Raw genomic sequence first — 18,935 nt, forward strand, 5'->3', positions numbered from 1 at the left:
TGACAACCGGCATCACATCACTTGAAGCATTCTCCCGGACATATTCCAAATCAAACGCCATGAGCGGCTGTCCGGCAGTAACGTGATCGCCTGTACTGACGGAAGGCGTAAAACCTTCCCCATTTAAAGAAACTGTTTCAAGCCCGATGTGAACCAGTACTTCGGTGCCGTCATTTGCACGCAGACCAATTGCATGCTTTGTATCAGGAATTTGAACGACTTCACCATCAACCGGTGCATAAATTTTTCCTTCCGACGGTTTAACGGCAACACCGTCCCCCATCATTTTTTGGCTGAATACGGGATCAGGCACCTCCTCGAGCGGAACAATTTCACCATTGACAGGTGCGTATATCTCAGTTTTGGAATCACCTTTTTTAAATAATTTTTTAAACATCGTATAAAAACTCCTTCTTGATGAGATTGATTCAGTTCAAACATTAGTATGCACAAAAAATTTCAAATAAAAATGCATGGCGGTATAAAGAGGGTTGTCTCCCCCTTTCTAAAATACCACCATGCCTGATCAAGTCAGTAACATGTGATGCCTATTAACTATCAATCTAGTCTTATTTTATCATCTTATAAACTTAAAAACAACAAGTTAGCATCAAGACTATCTGTATATTTTAATTATAACCATATAACATTAAATAAACAAATTAAATTAGTCCTTTCTGCCCGTTTTTTCGGGAAATTTGACTCGTTTTGTACCGGAGCCCTTCAGAAATAGAATATTTAAACTATAATAAGAATAACAATTCGTTTAGGAGGCGAAGCAATGGCAAAAATGCACCTGATTCCTTATCAAGTGGAAGAAATTGAAGACACTGCAACTGATATTCCCCAAGGCGTCCAAATGATCCAAGCTCCCGATGTGTGGGAACAGTCAGATGAAGGAAGCGGCAACGTCATCGCTATCATTGATACAGGCTGTGATACGAGCCATCCGGACTTGAGCGGCCAAGTCATTGATGGCAAAAACTTCACGAATGATGGTGACGGGACGCAATATGGTGATGACAACGGACATGGCACCCATGTGGCAGGAACCGCCGCAGCAGCTGCAAGTGAAGAAGGGATTTCCGGTGTTGCGCCAAATGCCAAACTGCTGATTGTCAAAGTACTTGATGCGAATGGCAGCGGCGAATACCAATGGATTATTGATGGCATCAACTATGCAACTGACTGGGAAGGTCCGAACGGTGAAAAAGTGCGGGCGATTTCCATGTCACTTGGCGGTCCGGAAGATGTCCCGGAACTCTATCAGGCTGTTAAACGTGCCATTGACAACGGTATCCCGGTTGTGTGTGCTGCCGGAAATGAAGGGGATGACCGGCCGGAAACCGATGAATATGCCTTCCCCGGTGCCTATAATGAAGTCGTTCAGGTCGGTGCTGTCAATTATGAACGGGAAATCGCGCCATTCAGTAACACGAATAACGAAATTGATATCGTTGCTCCCGGTGTGGATATTCTATCAACCTATACTGACCAAAAATATGCACGGCTCTCCGGAACATCAATGGCCACACCGCACGTAACAGGAGCGCTTGCCCTGGTTACAAGTATCGCCGAGCAGCAATTCGACCGGAAACTGACAGAAGCAGAACTTTACGCCCAACTGGTAAGACGCACCGTGCCATTAGGCTATCCAAAATCAGCAGAAGGGAATGGCCTGGTCGCACTCGATGTATTGAACCGATTTGAACAATTATTCCAGACATTTAATACGGCTTTTAAATGATTTGTGCTTGATTCGGGCAGCGGGATCCTAGTTTGAAAGAAACGTGGGATGCCGCTGCCCTATGGATTTGGGGGGGGGCGGCTGCAAAAATAAAAGTCAAATTATCTACAACGAGTAAAGTGATTACGATATACAGCAACAGCATTAAAAATGCCATCAGCAGAGTTGGCCGGCCATCAAGAACAATCTGATCCCATTGATCCATCCATGCAACATCCCCCTGCCTTATACGCTAGTGTGTAAAATACTTTTTGATGACCTTAAGGTGAATGATGTTCATGAATAGCAAGCAAATGTACACATTGAATAAGATTCGGATAATCCGCAACAGGCAACTCCGCACCACCCAACACTTCCACAGCCTTGCAGAATTTACCCCTCTTCTTCAGAAAGGAACCGATACCTATTTGCTTTCTATCAAAAAATTTATGGTTAAGCAAAGGAGGCTAACCCCATCAAATCAAAGAATCAGCCTCTCTGAATGAATCTATTGAATATCGGAACTCTTAATTTTCCACATGATTTCTGCATTTTCTTTCATGGTAAATGTCGGCTCATAATAGACTTCATAGAAATCAGATTCAGGCACATCGTATTCCAGTACGCCACTTGCCTTTTTACCCTGTTTTAAATCATGTGAGAACATATTTGTATTCGTATCAGGACTGCCAAAATATTCATTCACAGCATTACCGTCTGCATCATAAACGGAGAATTCTGTATTATCTACAAAACCACTGTCCGCAGAAGCATTATGAAAACTAACTTCCAGCCGCAGTACATTACCATTTTCAGCTGGTGTGAACTCACCTTGTTCGCCCCACGAAGTACTATCGATTGTAACTTCCATGCCATCAATCGAAACCGTGTCACCGATCCCGTAAACTTTTTCTTCTTTCTCTGATTCATTTGTTCCTTCGTTGGACTTCTGTTGCTCCTCTCCGCCGGACGCCTGTGCTTCATCACCTTCTGAACTGCTTCCATCCTCAGTTGAAGCGTCTGCACTTTCACTTTCTGTACTATCGTTTTCAACTTCCTGTACTTCGGATTCGCCACAGGCTGCCAGCACTAATGTAATCAATGCCACCATCAGCAAACTTACAAATTTTTTCATCACTAATTCCTCCTTGGAAAAATTAAGCACCTTTAGCTTCCCGTCGATTCGTTCGACTTATCTTTTCGGAAAACCCCCATCAAGCCTGCAATACCGATTAATATAAAGGAAATCAAGTAAAACATTGAGATACTGATAAGTCCGCCGATTGCTGAAACGATTAAAAGAATACCACCTAAATTCGCTTTCGATTTAACGACAACAGCTCCAACAATTGCCAACGCCGAGAAAACAAATGCTGACCAGCCAAGTCCGGTTATAGAACTGGAGCCGCTCTCACTGAATGCCGCATCCACCCCTCCTACAAACAACGCCAAGATTGCTGCAAAAAATCCTATAATACCGCCGATGAGACCAAGTACAAATTCTGTCGTACGGTTCATCGTCACTCACTCTCCTTTATTATTATTCAATGGTTATTTTATCAATAAAGGTATACATATATTTGCACACCCATCCAAAGCAAAAAAAATAACCCCTTGCATACAGATAACACGTATAAATTCGATTGCGTGTATAGCTTCCGAATTCAAAAATCTTTTGCAGCTCTGGAACAATATTCCCGGAACCCTGAAAATGAGAAAAAAACTGGATTTATACCCAGTTTTGTTTATATAAACAAAATATGCTCATCACGATTTAATTGGTATTCCAACCCTCGCACCTCCAACATATTAAGCTCCAATCCCCGGCGTCAATTAAAATCGTATACTGGCACTTCCACTGACAACCGGGAATGGCAGACAATCCTATTCACCAAGGATAAGCTCTAAACCTCCAAACGGTAAATTAAAAAACGATCATATGGATCACCATTAAATTCGTCTGACAGGGTGATTTTTTCCTGTAATTCAAAAGCAGTGCTGTTTTCCAGATAGTCAGTGTAATCGTCTGACCCATAATAGACAATCAGCTCGATATCCCGCTTATATTGCGCTGCTGAACGCAGGATATTATGGATGACGCTCATAAATACCTCGACCGAAAATGGATTAAAAAAATAAAACCGGTTATCTGACGGATCGACCCGGTAATCTTCCGCCAAACAGTATTGAAAGTGAATCTTATCGATGCCTACCTCTGCCTGATTCAAATAACGATTACGGTTCCTGACTGCCTCATCATAGAGATTTTTGTTCATTTCGACCCCGGTAACAGTTGAATTGTAAAAATAATCGATATAAAAGCTTAACCGCCCTTTCCCGCAGCCAAAATCAACGATATGATCACTGTTTTTCAAATGATACTTCTGAAACAATATCTCCAGCGCCCTGTATGGCGTCGGTTGATAGGGGTTATAATGCGTGGCATCAGCGGCCATCCTTTGAGCACCGCGGGTTTTGATGTTCAGCAGCTTGTCATAATAGTACTCTTTCATAGGTATACTCCTTAAGTGAAGTCTGACATTCACGAATGTTCGTTTATGCCGAATCATTCCGCTTGTATACTGAAACGTTTTAAAAGCCTGTTTTGGCGGGCATCTCAAAACAGGCTTTTGTTTAACGATCGCGATAAATAACACGTGTACCGCAAATCATATCATGTAATGCCTTCTTTTCATCGTTCCAGCCTGCCATCATGAAGCCAATAAAGAATGGCAATGCAGAAAGAAGATAAGCAAACCACCTTCCAATTGACTTTAAGATACTGATCTGTGTCATGCGATCTTTATCAAGTACCTGTATTCCTGTTATCAGTTTTCCCGGTGATCCTTTGTATTTGCTTGCAGTAAAGATAATAATAAAAACAACAATATAAATCAGATCTGCTACATCTTGTGACACTGAAACATAATCAGGGTCCGATAGCTGACCAAATGCAAGATTTTCCCCAATCGCTAAGGCGATCACAACATATAATAACATCATAAAAATACCGTCAAGCAGATTCGCCCAGAACCTGATCCAAAATCCCGCCGGTTGGTACTCATTCATCTAATCCCCCACTCTCTTTGATTACAGTGTAAAATATCTCTTGGTAATCTTAAAGTGATGGTGTTCATGGATAGCAAGCAAATGCACACATTGGATGAGATTCGGGTATTCAGCTATTGGATCGGGATAATAGATGTGCCCTGCTATGTCCTCTTCAATGGTTTGCAGTCGTTCTTTCAGCATTTTCGTTTCCATATCCAGCTGTTCCTGTATTCCGGTGAAACTATATTTATTTTCCAGGTCGGTCGGAGGTTTTACGATAAATGGCGCCTTCATAGGCCTCGTTTTCTTATCCCGAAACGCTTCATATATATTATAGGTTTCTGTCTGATAAGGTTTTTTTCTCCGCAAATGGGCAATCGGAAGCATAACCGGAATATAAACATATGAAAATCTACGGAGCATTCTCACCATCAAGATGAGGTGGTATAGTGTTTCGGCAATGGACCACTTACCAGGCTGCGGCATTTTCCATGGATCGGACGCCTGTATTACCGGATCATGATAAAACACTGTTCTTTGCTGTTCCAACTGTTGAAAATGCTGTTGCATCTGTACACTCTTCATTTTAAACCCTCCCTCCCAAAATTCTGCTATCACATATCCTTTTTTAAAAATCAATGCCTAAACAAAAGAGGCTAACCTCATCATATCACAGGGGTCAGCCTCTCTGAATTCACCTATTGCATATCAGGACTCTATTTTCCACATAATCTTAGCATTTTTTTAGATAAATGCCGGCTTATATGAAACACGGATCTACTCATACTCCTTCTCAAACGTCCTCGTACTTCTCACCGTGTCAATAGGGCGAACCATTTCCTCAATCTGCTCGCGCTGTGGTTCCAACTTTGGCGGCAGGGCCAGTTTTTCACCCAATGTTTCATACGGCTCGTCACCCATGAATCCCGGACCATCCGTTGCAAATTCGAATAAAATCTGCGGAGCCACAGGTGCGTACAATGATTCAAAATAGAAACGGTTCACGTACCCGGATGTGCGGAATCCAAAATTGTCCATACGCTTAATCCATTGTTCCAGCACGGAACGGTCTTCAACGCGGAATGCCGAGTGATGAACCGTTCCATAGCCCTGCTGTGCATTGGGCATAACGGTGTTAAGTTCTACAATGACCCGTGCGCCATTTCCGCCTTCAGCGACTTCAAACAGATGACGGTCGCCTTCCTGATCGATTTCTTTAAACTGCAGGACTTTTTCCATCACATCTTTGAAATAATCAAAATTGGCGATGCGCACATGGATTGGCCCAAGACCGGTAATGGCGTACTCCAGCGGTATTGGGCCATCCTGCCATGGCGTTCCCGGTGCCACGCCATCCAAGTTTTCATCCGAGACCAACTGATATTTCTGATCGTCAAAATCTGAGAACGAAAGTGTTTTGACACCAAATTCTTCCTTGATGCCGTCATGCTGCACTTCAAGCCGATCAAAACGTTTTACCCAGTACTTCAATGCCTCGTCACTTGGCACGCGAAATGCCGTTTTAGCAATCTCATTCGTCCCGTGTGTTCCCTGTGGAATCCCCGGGAAATCGAAAAACGTCATATCTGTGCCCGGATTTCCCTCATCATCGGCAAAAAACAAATGATATGTCCGGATGTCATCCTGATTGACCGTTTTTTTGACCAGGCGCATACCCAATACATACGTGAAAAATTCATAATTCTTTTCCGCACTGCTAGTGATGGCAGTGACGTGGTGCATGCCTTTTATGCCATTCATGAAAATGCCTCCACATCAACCAGACTATTTATCTGAATTTAGTTATCTTCAATTAAAACTAAATATAATATATCTGATACATCCGTGTCAAGGGGTCTGTCCCCCGCCACGTTAATGCGTTAATGTAGTGAGGGACAGACCCCTTTATCCTAAGTGCCGATGACACCTTGAAATACAAGCCCTTCATCAAAACCTATCACTTTAACCATGTTTTTATCTTTTACAAAAATGCTTTTATATTGAGGTTGTCCATTCGCATCTTTTAAGATGATGATCCGTATGTTCTCATTATCTTCCACGACTTGCATCTGATAATCATCTGAATCAACCTGTTCATCCAATATGTCACTTTCAGGATACATCCCATACGCAGTGTTTTCGGGTACATCATTAAACCCATGTTGCTTCTCAGGTTCAGTCAGTTTCACATTTTTTCTCAAGTCAGCTGCTTCAGTTTTGCCTGTAACCTGTGCTGAATCCGTAAAAGGTGCTGAAGTAACCAGCATGGCACCCGCTACTGTATTCAAACATAAGGATTTCATTGTCATTCCCCTTTCCTTTTTCGGGTTATCTTTATCATAGTGAAGCTTTTTAATAAAAGGATTGGAGAATCATTAGAAAACACTGAGAAATTCGTGGAAAAATTGCGGCAGCCCTGTAACCATCCTGTCATGTTTTGGGACAAAGGGGCAGACATTGCCCATCCGACCCTCTGTTCTGGTCTGTTTCACCCCTTCTTCTTCGCAAGTTCATCACGGTCCAGTGCCCGTGGGGGTTCTTCCATCCAGCCGTGTTTGATCAAGATATTCGCGCCATCTTCTGCATATTTCAGGATTTCATTGAGCAATCGGTTGTATGTGGCACCCAAGTCTCTCCGCGGGCTCATGGACATACTTGTGCCATAAAACCCGACGCTCAACGCAATCAAACCGGTACTGTAAAACATCATGAGCTTGTCTGAAAATGTATATGTTGTGGAATCTGTTACGGCATCTTCCAGCCTTGTCGAAGCGGGGAGATCATCCTCATGAAGAATCGAGCCAAATATCTCACAATGCTTTTGTGCTATTTCCTTTCCTCTGACCAGGTATTTGCGGACATCCGTATTGGTGGCCACCTGACTGAAGCCTACCAATGTGGCTGCACCCAGCGCATTACGGACATAGTTACCGAATAGGTTATTGATTTCAGAACCTGCCAATGGCCTTCTTTCGCCAAAGTAGCCCGTCAGAAAGCTTTGGTTTTTGACAAAGTCATAACTTTCCGGCTTCGGAAGCGATGGATAAAAGGTGAAAAAACCTCTCGACTGTAAAACGTTATTGACCATTTTCAGAAATCCAATTTGATCCTGCAGACATTCGGAAAAGAAATTATAGACATCTTCCCTGTCGGCCAATGACAAGCTGACATTGTATTCCTGCATGACAATCCGAGCACCCTGCTGCAAATAATACAGCACGTATTTATCAGAAAATAGCCTCGGCGCAGTAGTATCCACATCTTCATCCAGATTGAACCCATATGGAAGCGGATAATTTTCCCGGCTGAATATTTCCGTTATTTTAGTCATATGGGATTGTGCCTGGTTCAGACCTTGCTGTAATAGCTGACTGGTTTCATCATCCTCTGATTTGGCCAAAAAGTACTGCAGCTGACATATCAGAGCACTATCATTAACGTAACTTACCCAAAGTTGTGTAATATCTGCTGATGTCAAAGACTGATTTTCTAAATTCACTGCCGGCACCTCCAAATGCTTCAATATGCATATTTTTTACCATAAGCGGAATTTGTATGTATCTTTTCAACAAAAAAAAGAGCTATTCCACTAAGGATCGGCTCTTTACAGTGAAATTGTTTATTTGATAATCAGGACTGGGCATTTGGCTTCCTGAACAATTTGATGGCTGACACTTCCCAGCAGCAATTTCTTCATACCGCCAAGTCCGCGGCTGCCGGCAATGATTAATCGATATTATTTTCGTCTGCATACTCACAAATTTTTATTCCTGCATTACGGTTGTTGTCTGCGATAACAATATCTGTCGTGATTGAGATATCTTCTGCTTCGAATTCCCGATTGATTTTTTCCATATCCGGTCGCAGAGCATCTGCAACATCGTATTGAATACTTTTGGCAACTATCATATTTGTACTCGGACCGGTCACGGTCACAACGGCTACGACGTATACTTCTGTCTCCGGAACGCCAGCAGCCTGTAACTTTGCTTCCTGAAGCGCTTGTTCACTTAATTCTGAACCATCATAAGCGACTAAAATTTTACGTTCCATGGCCAGCACTCCCTTATTAAGCTCAGAAACTCCTGAATCATAGCCTATCTCAATTATATCATGTTTATGCCCAAAACTTGACTCAATAAATTTGTAAAAAGTTTTTGAAATATCCGATTGATTTATGAGCGCTTCCCATTTTTCAATGAGACATGCTATGATAAACCTGCATTCCAAAATGAAGAGGTTTGTGATCCCTATGCCGACACTTACATATGGCAAAACTGATATACATTATATCCTTTACCGGGAGCAGCGCAGCGACTTGAAAATATCCGTCACATTGATTAACGGTGTCGAAGTCTTTGCACCCGAAAACCTTGATGTCGATAAACTTCATGATCATTTGAAAAAGAAAGCACCATGGATCCTCAATAAAATAAATGCATTTAAACAGGTCAAAACAAGCATCCAGCGAAAAGAATTCGTGAGCGGTGAAAAATTGCCATATCTTGGGCGGCAGTATCGCCTAAAGGTATGTCGTGAGCCGGTAAGCACCGCTGCCATCCGCTTTTACCGGGGACGTTTTATTGCAACGGTTCCGAAAAACTGGCCACAGGAGAAAGTCGATAAAGCATTGGAACAGCAGCTTGTTGAGTGGTACCGGCACCGTGGGACTATAAAACTGAAGGAGAAGGCAAACCATTTTCAGTCACTGCTCGATGTCCGGCCAAAGTCGATCAACATCCGCTCCCAATATAAACGGTGGGGAAGCTGTACACCGGATGGCGATATTTACATTAATTGGCGGCTGATCATGGCCCCATCAAACGTATTTGAATATGTCATTGTTCACGAACTCGCCCATTTGCTCGTCAGGGATCACTCCACCGCTTTCTGGAAAATTGTCAAATCAATTCTCCCGGATTATAAAAAGAGAAAAGAGTGGCTGCGGATTCATGGCATGACACTGCATAACATTGGCTCAGACGCTGGCGGCAGGCAAATTTAAATTGACGGAGGCTTACATATGTTTACACGAAAACGACTTCTAATCATCGCGGTCATCACGATTATCGCCGGACTGATCCTGGCCATCACAGATCTGTCCGGCATGCTCCCGCCCGATACGCCTATTATTTTGATCGCTTTAGGTGTTATCTGCTTTTTGTTATCTAATATTGTGCCACGCCGGTAAACTTTGGTTAGGAAGCGATGCATCACTGAAATTCAGAATTGTTGAAAGCGAATTAAGAGAAAAGAGTCCTTCATCCTGTTAATGAATACCCAACTCGGTACGCAATCAGCAAAAAGCCTTCATTGGGGTGTGTCTCGCCAGCGTTTTACACCTAAGAACTGCAGGGAATAGAGGCACTGGTATTTATAACAGAAATGGAAAGGAGACATCAACATGACTCCAAATCAAATAGGGTTCGCGTTATTATATCTGGGATTATTTCTATTAATCGGTAAATGGATCAGGATCCGTGTGAAATGGATGCAGAATTTATTTCTCCCCTCGTCTGTCATAGGGGGTTTTCTTGCTCTGATTTTAGGCCCGCAAGTACTTGGCCGTATATTGAAACCGGTCACAGGCGAAGAGTCATTTTGGTCAACCGGACTTTTGTCTCCTGAAATAATGGATGTTTGGAGTCCATTGGCGGGATTGATGATCAACGTTGTCTTTGCGTCATTATTTTTGGGAACTGTCCTTCCAAACTTAAAAAAAGTCTGGCATGTCGGTGGTCCACAGCTTGCATTCGGCTGGACGCTTGGCTGGGGCCAATACGTTTTTGGTCTGCTTCTGGCGATATTGGTATTGGTGCCCTTCTATGATATGCCGCCATTTGTCGGGGCACTGATTGAAATGGGCTTTGAAGGCGGACACGGAACCGCAGCAGGCATGCAGCAAACCTTTGAAGAGCTTGGTTTTTCGGAAGCTTATGACCTGGCCATCGGACTGGCCACTGTTGGTATTCTATCAGGCGTGATCATAGGGATTGCTGCTATTAACTGGGCGATACGAAAGAATAAAACTGAAGTGGTCAAGGATGTAAATGAATCCTCAGCATTGAAAAAAGCAGGTATTGTGGAATTCGAATACAGAGAGGCGGCAGCAAAAATGACTGTCAGACCCGAGTCCATCGAACCGCTTTCTTTCCACTTTGCCTTAATTGGTGTCGCTATTTTGGTTGGGTATGGGCTGCTTCAAGGCATCACCTGGCTGGAACAGGCGATTATCGGATCTGAATTCATGACCTATGTCCCGCTCTTCCCATTAGCCATGATTGGCGGTATTATTGTTCAGCTGGTTTTCACGAAAATTGATAAGGCACATATTTTGGACCGGCAAATGGTCATGCGGATACAGGGCTTTTCACTTGATGTGCTGATATTGTCGGCGATTGCGACTGTTTCACTTGATGTTATCGGTCAGTACCTTGTCCCATTCCTGCTGCTTACCCTTGTCGGGATTATCTGGAATGTGTTTGGTCTGTTTGTTCTTGGACCACGTATTTTACCGACATACTGGTTCGAACGGGGGATCGGCGATTTCGGCCAGTCAACCGGGATTACAGCTACCGGACTATTGTTAATGCGTGTTGTCGACCCGGAAATGAAATCACCGGCCTATGAAGCTTTCGGCTATAAGCAGCTTGTGTTTGAACCATTCCTGGGCGGCGGTCTCGTCACCGCACTGTCAGCACCTCTTGTTTTCCAATTTGGTCCGATACCATTTCTTATCTTTTCAGCCGTAATGCTGGCAATCGGCTTACTGACCGGGCTGTTCTATTTCGGGAAAATGAAGGAATGATGAACTGTTTTTGAATTTCATATTACAGAGTGTGTGTGGTGGGAGGCTGGCGGATTGGGCGCCTGCCTGATGCCAGTGTATACTTTCGCTTCAAAAAATAGCCCAGTCCTTGGAAGAAACATGGGCCAGATCATTAAGCGTATGATATTTTAGTCGTATTGGCCCTTGTCTTAAACTAGTTAAAGACAGGGGCTGGTTATTAACGTTTCTTTTAAGCCCGCATTGATATATGTTTCACCGGGACATTAAAAATAATGTCTTATGTTTGTATTGAACTTATCATTCATATATGATTGAATTAGCTAATTTAGCTAATATATACAATGGACAGGTGTTGTAATATGATCGTCAGTTCAACCGAGGTGCAGAATAACTTTGGGAAGTATTTGATGCTTGCGTCAAAGGAAGAAGTGATCGTTACCAAGAACGGCATTGAGATTGCGAGACTGCAAGGCGTGGAAGAAAATTCAGAGGCAGCACTACAGGAAAGCATCGCACGCGAAATGCCTCTGCCTTACAATAAGAAACCAAAAAAGGCGACGTATGAGGAATTTCTGGAATTAACCCGTGATGAGGAAACACGATACGAATATATTGATGGAGAGATTTATTTACTGGCTTCACCAAGGATTGGGCATCAATATGCTTCCGGTGCGCTGTTTGGCATTTTCTTTAATCACTTTCAGGGCGGCCAATGTACGCCGTTAACAGCACCATGTGACATTCGTCTCAAGAGACCAAACCATGATGATCCCTGTGTTGTGCAGCCCGATTTAATGCTCATTTGCGATTTGGACGATCATCTGAACGACCAGGATTATTATACCGGGGTTCCGTCTCTTGTGGTTGAAATTTTATCCGAAAGTACACAAGGCAAGGACCTGGTCAAAAAGCTCGACCTTTATATGGAATGCGGTGTCCAGGAATATTGGATTGTAGACCCAGCCGAAAAGATAGTCATCATTTATCATTTTCAGAACCGTGACATCAAACAAACCGCCATATGCAAACCACCTCAGACGGCAAACTCCTTTCTTTTCGATGGACTTTCTGTGGAGCTTGAGCGGATTTTCCGCTAAAATAGAGCAAGCCGGCAGCATCGATTGCCGCCGGCCGATTAACGCAATATCGTTTGGTTTTACACAAGCGGACTAAATTAATGACGCTGCTGCGTCTTTTTCTTTTTCCGTACGTTATGGACCCATGCCCTGTCGTTATCCATCATTTTCTTAGCGGCATAAATGGTAAATATCTGAATAAAGATGATTGGTATGCCCATGAGCCCCGAGAGTACTTCAAGTGGTGCCAGACCACCAATCCGCATTAACAGCAACGCCAATACTGTAATGACTGCCGCCACAATAATCCTTAAAGCTCGTGATGGCTCGGCCTTACTCATGTTTTTAGTGCCTGTATATGACGCAATGGTATACGTTGTCGAATCCAATGTCGTCGTTAAAAAGATGGTGGCAATAATAATAAATAGCACAAGCACCATTGACGATAATGGCAATGAGCTTAAAATTGCCGGTATAGCCGCCATCGCATCTTCCTGAACGATTTCCAATACAGGTGTTTCACCGGTCAGATACTGGTGTGCACCAAGACCGCCCAGGACACCTGTTGCCACCCAGGACAAGGCAGTAGGGGCCAATAAATACGTCAGAATCATTTCCCTGATTGTACGACCCCTGGATATCTTGGCAGCAAACACGCTGTGAAGCATTGCCCATGTAGCACTATAGGCAAACCAGAAAACCGTGTTGCTGACAACATAGGTGGATCCTTCCATATTCGTTGAATCCGTATAAATGGACAAATCAATATAATTGGCCAGTAAATGACCAACACTGTCAGTGAAAAAGTTAAAGATAAAAATGCCAGGCCCAATAATCATAATGAATAAGGCAAAGGCACCTGCCAGATACATATTCAGGGTACTTAAGCGTTTAATCCCCTTTTCGATACCCAAATAAGCACTCACAGAGAATAAAAATACCCAGACAATCGTTACAATCAGAGTTAACCCAAAGGTGATCTCAATATTAAATAGTTCGGCCAAGTTATAGGTGACGATTGGTGCACCCAATCCTAATGTAACGGCAGCCCCTGCAAGAATACTGACGAGAAAGATAATATCCAGTATTTTGCCGCCGAGGCCATCCACGAATTTATCCCCAAAAATATCGCGGCATGCTTCGGATATCCGCATAAACGGTTTTTTGCGAACGTGCAAAATATAACCCATTGCAGGTGCCGCCATGACGAAGATGGCAAATACCTGGACACTCCACATAAACATACTGTAAGCATTTCCCCACAGCAGCGCTTCCGCGGATCCGGCTTCAGCACCAAACGGCGGATCAACAGCCACATTCGCCCATTCGGTCATCCCAGTCCGCATAATCGTCGAGCCAAGCCCCATCGCAATTAAAATGGAAGCATATTCGAACAGATTGAAACGCGGCTTCTCGGTCGGATCACCCAACACAACATCGCCATATTTGGAAAATGATAAGTACAGACCAGCAATGACCAGAATGATCGCGTACCAAATGTAGCCCCACGTAAACATGCTCACAATCTGATCAAAAATGCTGTTCAAAAGTTCCAGCGATTCATCCTCATACAAAGCAAACGGAATACAAATGAGGATCATAATGATTAAGGATGGGGCAAAAATTCGATGGTCAATTAACCTGCTACTCAATCCTTTTTTCCCATTTCCTTTCATCAAATAACCTCCTTGAGGATACAGGGTCGGGTTTATTATCCCAGCCCTTGAGTCGAATCATGAACCTTATCCATTATCTCATTTATAATGATAACTTAACAAATAATTATATTGTACCTGTTACCACGTGATTTTATTTATAAACTTCGGTTAGCTTTAAAAAATTATACAAAAAGACTTCATGCCTGTATGGATGTACTTGGAGGATACCCTCCGTTCCATAAATATCCCCTGCCGAGCACAAAACTTATGCTGCAACTGCATAATCTTGTGAGATTAATCCAAAATATTGACAAACATCGTTTAAACGGAGGATATAAGATGCCTAACTTTGCACAACTTTTTGAGTCAGCAGCAAATGTTTTTCAATCGTTGACAGATAACAAAAAAGACCCTTTACACGTGGGCGAAGTCATGTCTTGCTGGACATACCTTGCTTTTGTGAATAATATCATGACTTATGAGGAGATAGGCCTTAATACAACAACAGATTCCGGTGTAAGGGAACTCTATCAGGACGGATACAAAATCGCAACTTCCCATAAAGAGCAAATAACCAAATTAATGCAGGAAGAAGGTGTTACCTTACCGCGTTCACCGGAGAAGAAGCCGTATTCTGACCCCAGTGCTGTACCTGTGGGGGTGAGTTTCACAGATTTCGAACTGGCAAATACAATTAACATCAACTTTGTGGCAGCTGCCGATATGTGTGCAGCCGCTGCAAGTCAATGCCTTCGCACCGATATTGGCCTGATGTTTCTCAAATTCCAGACCGAAAAATTAGCCATGGGGTACAAAGCGAAAGAATTAATACAAAAGAAAGGCTGGCTCATCAAACCACCATCTTACCAGCCACCAGGTACACCCCACCCGAAAAAATGAGTGGGACAGAGGGTCTGACCCTCTGTCCCGGTCTCCTTATTTTTTCTGGTTTGACACAATCGCAGCTACCAATGATCCAAACGTTATCATCAGAACCAGCGATTCAAATACAGTCATTTAGTGTCATCCTTCCCTTTTGATACAGGAACTTCTCGTCATCCGTTGCAGATCAATGCCAGATAGACCTCTTTGAAACAAGGGCATAATGTTTTTGATATGCTTCCTTTAATTTTGTTATGACTAAGGATATGTGAGACACAACTTGTCCTATGACATCATTTCGGGATGCGTGTTAAAAAAACACGTCATTCGTTTGTTTTTCAGTGCATGTTAAGTAAAAAAAAGACCAAGCCAACACTTAGTCTTCTTCAAGATACAGGCATTTGTGCAGCGGCGGGCAGCCAAGCACTATCCAGATTTTAATAAATAGTTCCAGTCTGGGCTGTGAGGCGTTGTTGAATATTTTACTGATATTGGGCGGCTTCATATTTAATTGATCAGCTATATCCTTGATGTAAATATTCTTCTCTTTCGCAATCTCCTTAAAGCGGTTTTTTATGACCGGTCGGTGTGCATTTTCAATTAATGGATTAATCTGTTTGAAATGGCTGATCTGTTCCAATTTATCGATCACAGCCCCGGCCACAAAGTCTTCAACTTGGTAATTGTCATCCCGATCCGTATCCCGGTGGCGATTGATCAGATTTTCAAGTTCAGTCAGTTCTTTAAGCTGATGATAGGTGTCGTCGTTAAGCCGGATCGTCAGTTTCTTCATGTATAATTCACCTCATGGTTGGACATGCTATAATCAAACAAATAAAGGGTTGATGAACATGTTAAAACATCATATAATGCGTTATAATGACAAAGACGAAGATGTCATCGAAACGCTGCACGAGACATTTGATAAAGGCAGAAATGGCTAAGCACCAGAACACTTATTATTGATATATTCATCTGTTTCATTAAAAATACCTATTACGTACCTCAAGGAGCTGCTTCTTCTTCCATTGCCAGAAGAAAAGTGCTCCTTTTGTTTTGCGTTCAGCCAGGCTCAGATATTACCCCCATCACTTCCCTCTCATTGATAATTTATTGAGCATTGTTAAAATGTACACGAGAGGGTGACGGAGCGTGAATAATTCTCAACAGAAACAAACCGTTGTTTTCATTACGGGTGCTTCGGGTGGATTCGGCCTCCATGAACATGTAAACGAAAACAGCCATGAACTCACTACCGTGTGAGGTCATGGCTGTGTTTTAAATTACTGCCAAAGTGAAAACACAACAACATGTATATTACCAATATTGTGAGTTGTTTTGTTTTACTTATCCATTTACTGTTGCTTTATCGGTCGTACTCGCTCGATGTTGATAAAATTCGGCATTAATGGGAGCCATCGGTTTATGTCCAAGGATGATGTCCGCTGCCTTCTCCGCCAACATCAATACCGGAGCATGGATATTACCGTTCGTGATGTAAGGCATGACAGACGCATCCACGACCCGTACATTGTCAAGCCCATGGACTTTCATGGTTAACGGATCGACGACGGACATAGGATCTGAATCGGGTCCCATCTTTGCCGTGCCACACGGGTGGAGTGCGGTTTCTGCATCGCGCGCCACCCAATCTAAAATTTCTTTATCTGTCTGAACGGAAGGGCCTGGTGAGATTTCTCCCGCATTGTAAGGTGACAGCGCAGGCTGAGAAATAATGTCCCGCGATATACGTACGGCTTCAATCCACTCACGCCGGTCTTGTTCAGTAGAAAGGTAATTAAAAACTATGCTCGGATGCTTAGCAGGATTCTTGGAGCGAATTTGCAGCTTTCCCCTGGAATTAGAGTACATCGGTCCAACGTGTACTTGAAATCCGTGAGCAGTATCTGCTTTCTGTCCATCATACCGTACCGCCAGTGGAAGAAAATGATACATTAAATTAGGATAAGTACAATCCGCGTTCGAACGGATGAACCCTCCGCCTTCGAAATGACTGCTAGCTGCCGGGCCGGTACGTCCGAATATCCACTGTAAACCGATCCAAGGCATCCGCAATTTATTTAAGCTTGGCTGTTCGGAAACAGGTAATGGACAAGCGTGTTGAATATAGACTTCGAGATGGTCCTGAAGATTTTCACCTACTCCCGGGAGGTCAATGATTGGTTCAATGCCGAGTTTGCGTAAGTGTTCTGCATCACCCACACCTGACAATTGCAATAACTGCGGGGTGTTGAATGCACCTCCAGCAAGAATGACTTCACCAGCGTCAACATGATGCATCTTCCCATTTCGTCGATAGGTCACGCCCTTGGCTTGCGTTCCATTGAAGTCAATACTTGTAACGAAAGCACGGGTTTTCACAGTGAGATTTCTGCGACGCATAGCCGGGCGCAAGTATGCACGTGATGTGGACAACCGTCTTCCTCTGTATATATGTCTATCAAATGGGCCAAACCCTTCCTGCTGATAACTGTTTACATCAGGTGTTCGCGGATACCCAGCCTCTTCAGCTGCGCTAAAGAAAGCTTGAAACAAAGGATTCGAAGCAGGCCCGCGTGTCAGTTTGACAGGACCGTGGTGACCGCGCATGTCATCTGACGGCGAATCTAAAGCATTTTCCATACGTTTGAAATACGGGAGGCAATGGGCAAAATCCCAAGTTTCCATACCTGGATCGGCTCCCCAACGTTCGTAGTCCATAGGGTTGCCACGCTGGTAGATCATGCCATTAATTGAGCCTGAACCCCCAAGCACTTTTCCCCGGGCATGTGCGATACGCCGCCCATGCATGTAAGGTTCAGGATCAGATTCATAAATCCAGTCATAAAAACGATTTCCCGAGGGGAACATCAAAGCTGCCGGCATTTGAATAAATAGATCCCAAGGGTAATCACTGCGCCCTGCCTCCAGAACAAGGACACTGCGCGTCTTATCTGCACTTAAACGGTTGCCGAGTATAGAACCAGCACTACCGCCGCCAATAATGACATAATCATATGTTTGGTTCATTTTTAGTTCTCCCTTGCAAATTGTATATTCAATACGGTGACAAACACCATACGAAAATCATCATTAAAAATTTTTAGTCATTAAAACGGATGATTGGTTTATGTTTTATACGACTATCACTTAAACCAGTGCAATGGCTCAGGCTTCAAATTTCGATAAATATGCTTTGTTTCTGTATATTCTTCCAAGCCCGGTTTACCAAGTTCGCGACCGATACCGGACTGTTTGTAACCACCCCAAGGTGCCTGTGCAAAATAAGGATGGAAATCATTCACCCAGACGGTGCCAAGCCGTAATTGTGAACTGACACGTTCTGCTTTATCCCCGTCTGTCGTCCATACCGCTCCAGCCAAACCATAAATCGTATCGTTGGCAAAATTGATGGCTTCTTCTTCATTTTTAAAGCGTTCGATTGTTAAAACCGGACCAAATATTTCTTCCTGCACGATACGCATATCCGCTGTGCACTCGGTAAAAATCGTCGGCAGATAAAAGAAACCCTGTTGCAATTCCGGATCTGCCGGACGCTTTCCGCCGACAATTAGATGAGCGCCCTCTTCTTTTCCGATTTCCACATAGTTTTCAACCTTCGCCCTGTGTTCTTCAGAAATAAGCGGTCCGGATTGGGTGTCCTGATTAAAACCATTGCCGAGTTTAATTCGTTTGACGCGTTCAGTGAGTGCCTCAACAAACCCATCGTGCAGTGAGTCTTCAACCAGCAG

General features: G+C 43.4%; 21 protein-coding genes and 1 pseudogene. 6 read left to right on the forward strand and 16 right to left on the reverse strand.

Features of this window, described 5'->3' with window-relative positions:
- On the reverse strand, positions 1-397 hold a 397-nt coding region (locus tag VK080_RS12600; protein WP_324225119.1), incomplete at its 3' end, for a PTS glucose transporter subunit IIA.
- 384 nt (positions 398-781) lie between these two features.
- On the opposite strand from VK080_RS12600, the gene VK080_RS12605 reads away from it, so the two are divergent.
- Positions 782-1,747, forward strand: coding sequence for a S8 family peptidase (locus VK080_RS12605; RefSeq protein WP_324225120.1), 966 nt, complete (start codon positions 782-784; stop codon positions 1,745-1,747).
- On the opposite strand, the gene VK080_RS12610 is transcribed toward VK080_RS12605, so the two are convergent.
- From VK080_RS12610 to VK080_RS12655, 10 genes and pseudogenes are all read right to left on the reverse strand, one after another.
- Complete coding sequence (locus VK080_RS12610; RefSeq protein WP_324225121.1) at positions 1,740-1,952, reverse strand: hypothetical protein; 213 nt, start codon at positions 1,950-1,952, stop codon at positions 1,740-1,742. The two genes, VK080_RS12605 and VK080_RS12610, sit on opposite strands and share 8 nt — an antisense overlap.
- 282 nt (positions 1,953-2,234) lie before the next feature.
- Positions 2,235-2,861: a DUF4352 domain-containing protein gene (locus VK080_RS12615; protein WP_324225122.1), complete on the reverse strand. Its 627-nt coding sequence runs from the start codon at positions 2,859-2,861 to the stop codon at positions 2,235-2,237.
- Between the two features lie 32 nt (positions 2,862-2,893).
- Positions 2,894-3,244 carry a DUF4064 domain-containing protein gene (locus VK080_RS12620; RefSeq protein ID WP_324225123.1) on the reverse strand — a complete coding sequence of 117 codons (351 nt, stop codon included), beginning with the start codon at positions 3,242-3,244 and terminating at the stop codon, positions 2,894-2,896.
- Positions 3,245-3,630: 386 nt separating this feature from the next.
- Positions 3,631-4,239 (reverse strand): methyltransferase, encoded by a 609-nt coding sequence (locus VK080_RS12625; protein ID WP_324225124.1) that lies wholly within the window; start codon positions 4,237-4,239, stop codon positions 3,631-3,633.
- Between the two features lie 121 nt (positions 4,240-4,360).
- On the reverse strand, positions 4,361-4,795 hold the full coding sequence (locus tag VK080_RS12630) for an RDD family protein (RefSeq protein ID WP_324225125.1): 435 nt from the start codon (positions 4,793-4,795) through the stop codon (positions 4,361-4,363).
- A gap of 21 nt (positions 4,796-4,816) precedes the next feature.
- Positions 4,817-5,362: a DinB family protein gene (locus tag VK080_RS12635; protein ID WP_324225126.1), complete on the reverse strand. Its 546-nt coding sequence runs from the start codon at positions 5,360-5,362 to the stop codon at positions 4,817-4,819.
- 192 nt (positions 5,363-5,554) lie between these two features.
- Positions 5,555-6,538: a ring-cleaving dioxygenase gene (locus VK080_RS12640; RefSeq protein ID WP_324225127.1), complete on the reverse strand. Its 984-nt coding sequence runs from the start codon at positions 6,536-6,538 to the stop codon at positions 5,555-5,557.
- A 149-nt stretch (positions 6,539-6,687) separates the two neighbouring features.
- Positions 6,688-7,080, reverse strand: coding sequence for a hypothetical protein (locus VK080_RS12645; protein ID WP_324225128.1), 393 nt, complete (start codon positions 7,078-7,080; stop codon positions 6,688-6,690).
- 185 nt (positions 7,081-7,265) lie between these two features.
- Positions 7,266-8,276, reverse strand: coding sequence for a DUF3231 family protein (locus VK080_RS12650; RefSeq protein ID WP_324225129.1), 1,011 nt, complete (start codon positions 8,274-8,276; stop codon positions 7,266-7,268).
- Between the two features lie 120 nt (positions 8,277-8,396).
- A pseudogene (locus VK080_RS12655) lies at positions 8,397-8,830 on the reverse strand (universal stress protein).
- Positions 8,831-9,029: 199 nt separating this feature from the next.
- Between VK080_RS12655 and VK080_RS12660 the strand changes: the two are divergent.
- The 4 genes from VK080_RS12660 (at position 9,030) to VK080_RS12675 (ending at position 12,664) form a co-directional block, all read left to right on the forward strand.
- Complete coding sequence (locus tag VK080_RS12660) at positions 9,030-9,782, forward strand: SprT family zinc-dependent metalloprotease (protein WP_324225131.1); 753 nt, start codon at positions 9,030-9,032, stop codon at positions 9,780-9,782.
- 18 nt (positions 9,783-9,800) lie between these two features.
- On the forward strand, positions 9,801-9,968 hold the full coding sequence (locus VK080_RS12665) for a hypothetical protein (RefSeq protein ID WP_324225132.1): 168 nt from the start codon (positions 9,801-9,803) through the stop codon (positions 9,966-9,968).
- A 213-nt stretch (positions 9,969-10,181) separates the two neighbouring features.
- Positions 10,182-11,585 carry a sodium/glutamate symporter gene (locus VK080_RS12670; protein ID WP_324225133.1) on the forward strand — a complete coding sequence of 468 codons (1,404 nt, stop codon included), beginning with the start codon at positions 10,182-10,184 and terminating at the stop codon, positions 11,583-11,585.
- Positions 11,586-11,926: 341 nt separating this feature from the next.
- Positions 11,927-12,664 carry a type II toxin-antitoxin system Phd/YefM family antitoxin gene (locus VK080_RS12675; RefSeq protein ID WP_324225134.1) on the forward strand — a complete coding sequence of 246 codons (738 nt, stop codon included), beginning with the start codon at positions 11,927-11,929 and terminating at the stop codon, positions 12,662-12,664.
- Positions 12,665-12,741: 77 nt separating this feature from the next.
- Here the strand turns inward: VK080_RS12675 and VK080_RS12680 are convergent, their stop codons facing one another.
- On the reverse strand, positions 12,742-14,319 hold the full coding sequence (locus tag VK080_RS12680) for a BCCT family transporter (RefSeq protein WP_324225135.1): 1,578 nt from the start codon (positions 14,317-14,319) through the stop codon (positions 12,742-12,744).
- A gap of 321 nt (positions 14,320-14,640) precedes the next feature.
- Here VK080_RS12680 and VK080_RS12685 point away from each other — a divergent pair, with 321 nt between their 5' ends.
- Positions 14,641-15,201 carry a DUF3231 family protein gene (locus VK080_RS12685; RefSeq protein ID WP_324225136.1) on the forward strand — a complete coding sequence of 187 codons (561 nt, stop codon included), beginning with the start codon at positions 14,641-14,643 and terminating at the stop codon, positions 15,199-15,201.
- 36 nt (positions 15,202-15,237) lie between these two features.
- Here VK080_RS12685 and VK080_RS16065 read toward each other — a convergent pair whose 3' ends face one another.
- The 4 genes from VK080_RS16065 to VK080_RS12700 form a co-directional block, all read right to left on the reverse strand.
- Positions 15,238-15,318, reverse strand: coding sequence for a putative holin-like toxin (locus VK080_RS16065; protein WP_414672254.1), 81 nt, complete (start codon positions 15,316-15,318; stop codon positions 15,238-15,240).
- Between the two features lie 241 nt (positions 15,319-15,559).
- Positions 15,560-15,976, reverse strand: coding sequence for a helix-turn-helix transcriptional regulator (locus tag VK080_RS12690; RefSeq protein ID WP_324225137.1), 417 nt, complete (start codon positions 15,974-15,976; stop codon positions 15,560-15,562).
- A 554-nt stretch (positions 15,977-16,530) separates the two neighbouring features.
- Positions 16,531-18,213 carry a choline dehydrogenase gene (gene betA / locus VK080_RS12695; protein WP_324225138.1) on the reverse strand — a complete coding sequence of 561 codons (1,683 nt, stop codon included), beginning with the start codon at positions 18,211-18,213 and terminating at the stop codon, positions 16,531-16,533.
- 116 nt (positions 18,214-18,329) lie between these two features.
- Positions 18,330-18,935: aldehyde dehydrogenase family protein (locus VK080_RS12700; RefSeq protein ID WP_324225139.1), on the reverse strand; the 606-nt coding region annotated here is incomplete at its 5' end.

This window comes from Lentibacillus sp. (assembly GCF_035301925.1).
Lineage (GTDB): Bacteria > Bacillota > Bacilli > Bacillales > Amphibacillaceae > Lentibacillus.

Bases quoted from the DNA above. Each gene is read 5' to 3' on its own strand.
- VK080_RS12605 (WP_324225120.1), top strand. From the start codon at position 782: ATGGCAAAAATGCACCTGATTCCTTATCAAGTGGAAGAAATTGAAGAC.
- VK080_RS12610 (WP_324225121.1), bottom strand. From the start codon at position 1,952: ATGGATCAATGGGATCAGATTGTTCTTGATGGCCGGCCAACTCTGCTG.
- VK080_RS12615 (WP_324225122.1), bottom strand. From the start codon at position 2,861: ATGAAAAAATTTGTAAGTTTGCTGATGGTGGCATTGATTACATTAGTG.
- VK080_RS12620 (WP_324225123.1), bottom strand. From the start codon at position 3,244: ATGAACCGTACGACAGAATTTGTACTTGGTCTCATCGGCGGTATTATA.
- VK080_RS12625 (WP_324225124.1), bottom strand. From the start codon at position 4,239: ATGAAAGAGTACTATTATGACAAGCTGCTGAACATCAAAACCCGCGGT.
- VK080_RS12630 (WP_324225125.1), bottom strand. From the start codon at position 4,795: ATGAATGAGTACCAACCGGCGGGATTTTGGATCAGGTTCTGGGCGAAT.
- VK080_RS12635 (WP_324225126.1), bottom strand. From the start codon at position 5,362: ATGAAGAGTGTACAGATGCAACAGCATTTTCAACAGTTGGAACAGCAA.
- VK080_RS12640 (WP_324225127.1), bottom strand. From the start codon at position 6,538: ATGAATGGCATAAAAGGCATGCACCACGTCACTGCCATCACTAGCAGT.
- VK080_RS12645 (WP_324225128.1), bottom strand. From the start codon at position 7,080: ATGAAATCCTTATGTTTGAATACAGTAGCGGGTGCCATGCTGGTTACT.
- VK080_RS12660 (WP_324225131.1), top strand. From the start codon at position 9,030: ATGCCGACACTTACATATGGCAAAACTGATATACATTATATCCTTTAC.
- VK080_RS12665 (WP_324225132.1), top strand. From the start codon at position 9,801: ATGTTTACACGAAAACGACTTCTAATCATCGCGGTCATCACGATTATC.
- VK080_RS12670 (WP_324225133.1), top strand. From the start codon at position 10,182: ATGACTCCAAATCAAATAGGGTTCGCGTTATTATATCTGGGATTATTT.
- VK080_RS12675 (WP_324225134.1), top strand. From the start codon at position 11,927: ATGATCGTCAGTTCAACCGAGGTGCAGAATAACTTTGGGAAGTATTTG.
- VK080_RS12680 (WP_324225135.1), bottom strand. From the start codon at position 14,319: ATGAAAGGAAATGGGAAAAAAGGATTGAGTAGCAGGTTAATTGACCAT.
- VK080_RS12685 (WP_324225136.1), top strand. From the start codon at position 14,641: ATGCCTAACTTTGCACAACTTTTTGAGTCAGCAGCAAATGTTTTTCAA.
- VK080_RS16065 (WP_414672254.1), bottom strand. From the start codon at position 15,318: ATGACTGTATTTGAATCGCTGGTTCTGATGATAACGTTTGGATCATTG.
- VK080_RS12690 (WP_324225137.1), bottom strand. From the start codon at position 15,976: ATGAAGAAACTGACGATCCGGCTTAACGACGACACCTATCATCAGCTT.
- betA (WP_324225138.1), bottom strand. From the start codon at position 18,213: ATGAACCAAACATATGATTATGTCATTATTGGCGGCGGTAGTGCTGGT.